This is a genomic window from Streptomyces albidus (ex Kaewkla and Franco 2022) (assembly GCF_013870515.1).
In the GTDB taxonomy this organism is placed as follows: Bacteria; Actinomycetota; Actinomycetes; order Streptomycetales; family Streptomycetaceae; genus Streptomyces; species Streptomyces albidus.
In genome coordinates this window covers 1-3,885 of record NZ_JACBXA010000379.1, presented here as the reverse complement: position 1 = coordinate 3,885, position 3,885 = coordinate 1, and the positions used below count along the sequence as shown (strand labels likewise).

At 70.2% G+C, this 3,885-nt stretch carries 3 protein-coding genes and 2 pseudogenes; 1 reads left to right on the top strand and 4 read right to left on the bottom strand.

Annotated elements, in window-relative coordinates:
- Positions 1 to 244 (top strand): annotated as a pseudogene (locus H5J26_RS29200) (hypothetical protein); the annotation flags it as partial.
- Between the two features lie 78 nt (positions 245 to 322).
- On the opposite strand, the gene H5J26_RS29195 reads toward H5J26_RS29200, so the two are convergent.
- The 4 genes and pseudogenes from H5J26_RS29195 to H5J26_RS29180 all read right to left on the bottom strand — a co-directional run.
- Complete coding sequence (locus tag H5J26_RS29195) at positions 323 to 1,102, bottom strand: enoyl-CoA hydratase/isomerase family protein (protein ID WP_181768973.1); 780 nt, start codon at positions 1,100 to 1,102, stop codon at positions 323 to 325.
- Between the two features lie 74 nt (positions 1,103 to 1,176).
- On the bottom strand, positions 1,177 to 1,398 hold the full coding sequence (locus H5J26_RS29190) for a helix-turn-helix domain-containing protein (protein WP_028435537.1): 222 nt from the start codon (positions 1,396 to 1,398) through the stop codon (positions 1,177 to 1,179).
- A 357-nt stretch (positions 1,399 to 1,755) separates the two neighbouring features.
- Positions 1,756 to 3,354 (bottom strand): ABC-F family ATP-binding cassette domain-containing protein, encoded by a 1,599-nt coding sequence (locus tag H5J26_RS29185; RefSeq protein WP_181768972.1) that lies wholly within the window; start codon positions 3,352 to 3,354, stop codon positions 1,756 to 1,758.
- Between the two features lie 162 nt (positions 3,355 to 3,516).
- Positions 3,517 to 3,885 (bottom strand): annotated as a pseudogene (locus H5J26_RS29180) (hypothetical protein); the annotation flags it as partial.

Below are 3,885 nucleotides of genomic sequence, written 5' to 3'. Positions count from 1 at the left end.
GGCCGTGACCGTCACGGACCAGCCGGGCGGGGGGCGGCATCTCCAGATCCAGCTCGCGGTCGCCGACGGCACCCGTGCCCTGGATGTGGCACGGGCGGTACGGCGGGCGGCCGTGAAGGCCGCGGCATGGGACGCCCCGGAGCCGACGGTGCCCGTGACCGTCGCGGTGCTGATCAGCGCGATCGATCCGGACATCGGCTCCGGCGGGGAGCGGACGGGGCAGGAAAGCGTCCGGGCCGGGTGACGGCCCTCGGCCCGCCCCGTAACCGCCGCTGAGATCCCGAGTCTCGAAGCCGGGACCCGGGACGGGGGCGAGGCCGGCTCAGTCGCCGAGGCCCACCAGGTCGCGCAGGCGCCGCGTCTGCGCCGCCCGTTCGGCAGCGAGCTGCTCCTCGTACGTACGGGAGTGCGCACCCGCGAGCAGGGCCTTGGTCTCCACGACCGCGTTGCGGGGCGCCGCCAGCAGAGCGCCCGCCAGATCGGCGACGGCACCGTCCAGTTCACCGGCCGGGACCACGAGGTTGGCGAGCCCGATCCGCTCGGCCTCCGACGCGTGCACGAAGCGGCCCGTGGCGCAGATCTCCAGCGCACGGGCGTAACCGAGGATTCCGACCAGGGGGTGCGTGCCGGTCAGATCGGGGACGAGGCCGAGGCTGGTCTCACGCATGGCGAACTGCACGTCGTCCGCGCACACCCGGAGATCGGCCGCCAGGGCGAGCTGGAATCCCGCTCCGATGGCATGGCCCTGCACGGCTGCGACGCTGATCAGGTCGGGACGCCGCCACCAGCGGAAGGCATCCTGATACGTCGAGATGGTCCCGTCGATCTCCTCGTCCGAGGCACGGGCCAGGTCGACGAAGGACAGCTCGCCGTCGATCCCCTCGGGGTCGAAGGCCTGCCTGTCCAGGCCCGCGGAGAAGGACTTGCCCTCGGCGCGCAGCACCACCACCCGGACGTCGCCGGGCAGCATGCGGCCCGCTTCGGTCAGCGCACGCCACAGGGCGGGCGACTGGGCGTTGCGTTTGGCCGGATTGGCGAGCGTGACCGTGGCCACCGCGCCGTCCACGGCGAGGCGCACGCCGTCCTTGTCCAGCAGGGTCATCGACATCCTCCGGTGGTTACTCAGCGGTCAAGTAACCGAAGAGTAACCACCGGAGCGGATGCCTGGAAGCCCTGTCAGGCTGAGGCGGACTTCTTGCCTCGTGTGGCTCCGCCCCGACCCCTGAGGGCCACACCGGATTCACTGAGCATCCGGTGCACGAAACCGTAGGAACGTCCTGTCTCTTCGGCCAGCGCCCGGATGCTCGCGCCGCCGTCGTACTTCTTCTTGAGGTCTGCCGCGAGCTTCTCGCGCGCGGTGCCGGTCACCCGGCTGCCCTTCTTCAGAGTCTCGGCCACCCGTGCCTCCTCATGGGAAGTGCGCTACGTGACTCTCATGATCACCCCTCCCCCTGCTTCTGGCCACCCATTCGGCAAGGTCCGTCGAAGACCCGTGAGCGGAGGGCTACGGACCGTTTCCGGCGGAGCGTGGGATTCCGTCCAGGGAGCGCGTTGCGCCTGCGCTCGGGAGTCGGCGAATCGCCAGGTCAGCAAGCACCACACACGCCACACGAGAGTGCTTGCGGCGCGTGCCACAGCCGCCGCACGCCCGGGGGCGGGGCACGCCGGAATACCAGCCGCACTCACTCAGATGAAGGATCAACCGTCGGCCGAATGATCCAGTGGAGATTGATCAAGGAGCCGAGATCGCCCGGATCAGGCCAGCGCGACGAGGTCCGCGTAGCCCTCGCTCCACAGGTCCTCTACACCGTCCGGGAGCATGATGATCCGTTCGGGCTCCAGCGCCTCGACCGCGCCCTCGTCGTGCGTGACCAGGACGACGGCGCCGGTGAAGGTGTGCAGGGCGCCGAGGATCTCCTCGCGGCTGGCCGGGTCGAGGTTGTTCGTCGGCTCGTCCAGCAGGAGCACGTTGGCCGAGGAGACCACGAGGGTCGCCAGGGCCAGACGAGTCTTCTCGCCGCCCGACAGGACCGACGCGGGCTTGTCCACGTCGTCGCCGGAGAAGAGGAAGGAGCCCAGCGTCTTGCGGATGTCGACCAGGTCCATGTCGGGCGCGGCCGTCCGCATGTTCTCCAGCACGGTGCGCTGCGGGTCCAGCGTCTCGTGCTCCTGGGCGTAGTAGCCCAGCTTGAGGCCGTGACCGGGGACGACCTTGCCCGTGTCCGCCTCCTCGATGCCGGAGAGCAGGCGCAGCAGGGTCGTCTTGCCGGCGCCGTTGAGCCCCAGGATGACGACGCGTGAGCCCTTGTCGATGGCGAGGTCGACGCCGGTGAAGATCTCCAGCGAGCCGTAGGACTTGGAGAGGTCCTCCGCCATCAGCGGCGTCCTGCCGCACGGCGCCGGGTCGGGGAAGCGCAGCTTGGCGACCTTGTCGGAGACCCGCTCGGCCTCCAGCCCGGACAGCAGCTTCTCCGCACGCCGCGCCATGTTCTTCGCGGCGACGGCCTTGGTGGCCTTGGCGCGCATCTTGTCGGCCTGGGAGTTGAGCGCGGCCGCCTTCTTCTCGGCGTTGCTGCGCTCACGCTTACGGCGCTTCTCGTCGTCCTCGCGCTGGACGACGTACTGCTTCCAGCCCATGTTGTAGACGTCGATGGCCGCGCGGTTGGCGTCGAGGTAGAAGACCTTGTTGACGACGGTCTCGATCAGCGCCAGGTCGTGGGAGATCACGATCAGGCCGCCGCGATAGGTCTTGAGGAAGTCGCGCAGCCACACCACGGAGTCGGCGTCGAGGTGGTTGGTCGGCTCGTCCAGGAGCAGGGTGTCGGCGTCGGAGAAGAGGATGCGCGCCAGCTCGACGCGGCGGCGCTGCCCGCCGGAGAGGGTGTGCAGCGGCTGCCCCATCACGCGGTCGGGCAGGCCGAGGCTGGCGGCGATGGTGGCCGCCTCTGCCTCCGCCGCGTACCCGCCCTTGGTCAGGAACTCGGTCTCCAGGCGCTCGTACTTCTTCAGCGCCTTCTCGCGGGTGGCGCCCTGGCCGTGCGCGATGCGGTCCTCGTTCTCCCGCATCCGGCGCATGACCAGATCGAGGCCGCGGGCGGAGAGGATCCGGTCCTGGGCGCTGACGTCGAGGTCGCCGGTGCGGGGATCCTGCGGGAGGTAGCCGACCTCCCCGCCGCGCGTGATGGTGCCGGCGGCCGGATTGCCTTCTCCGGCAAGGCACTTGGTGAGTGTGGTCTTGCCCGCGCCGTTGCGGCCGACGAGGCCGATGCGGTCGCCCTTGGCGACACGGAACGTGGCGGACTCGATCAGGACGCGGGCGCCGACGCGCAGCTCAAGACCGGTTGCGGTGATCACGGACTACTCCAGGCATGGGTGACGGGCGTACGTACGGGAGCGGGAAGCGCACGTACGGCGCTAATGCGTGAGAGGAGTAGCCATGTCAACAGTCTAGCGGCGACCCGCAAGCGGTTATTCCGCCCGGGGCGGGCCGCGGCCGTGCGGCCCGGCGGCTTCTCCTCAGCGGCCCCCGGTGTGCACCTGGAAGGCCGCACGGCGCACCGCTTTGGCCAGCGCGGGATCCGGGTGTGCGGCGGCGAGGGCGACCAGGACCTGCACGGTGCGCGGGTGACCGATGGCACGCACCTCCTCCAGCAGCTTGGGGACCGTGCCCTGTACGGCCGTCTCCAAGTGGTCGACGAGCAGGCGCTGTTCACCGTGGTCGGTGACGGCGGCCGCGGTGTCGACCCAGAGCCACGTCGCCTCCTGCCGGGTGAGCACACCGTGGGCTCCGCCTGCCAGGTCCTCCGGGTCTGCCCCTTCGAGCTCGGCGAGCCAGAGCAGCGCGTAGATGGATGTCGCTGAACGTGCTGAAGGAGGCGAGCTCCA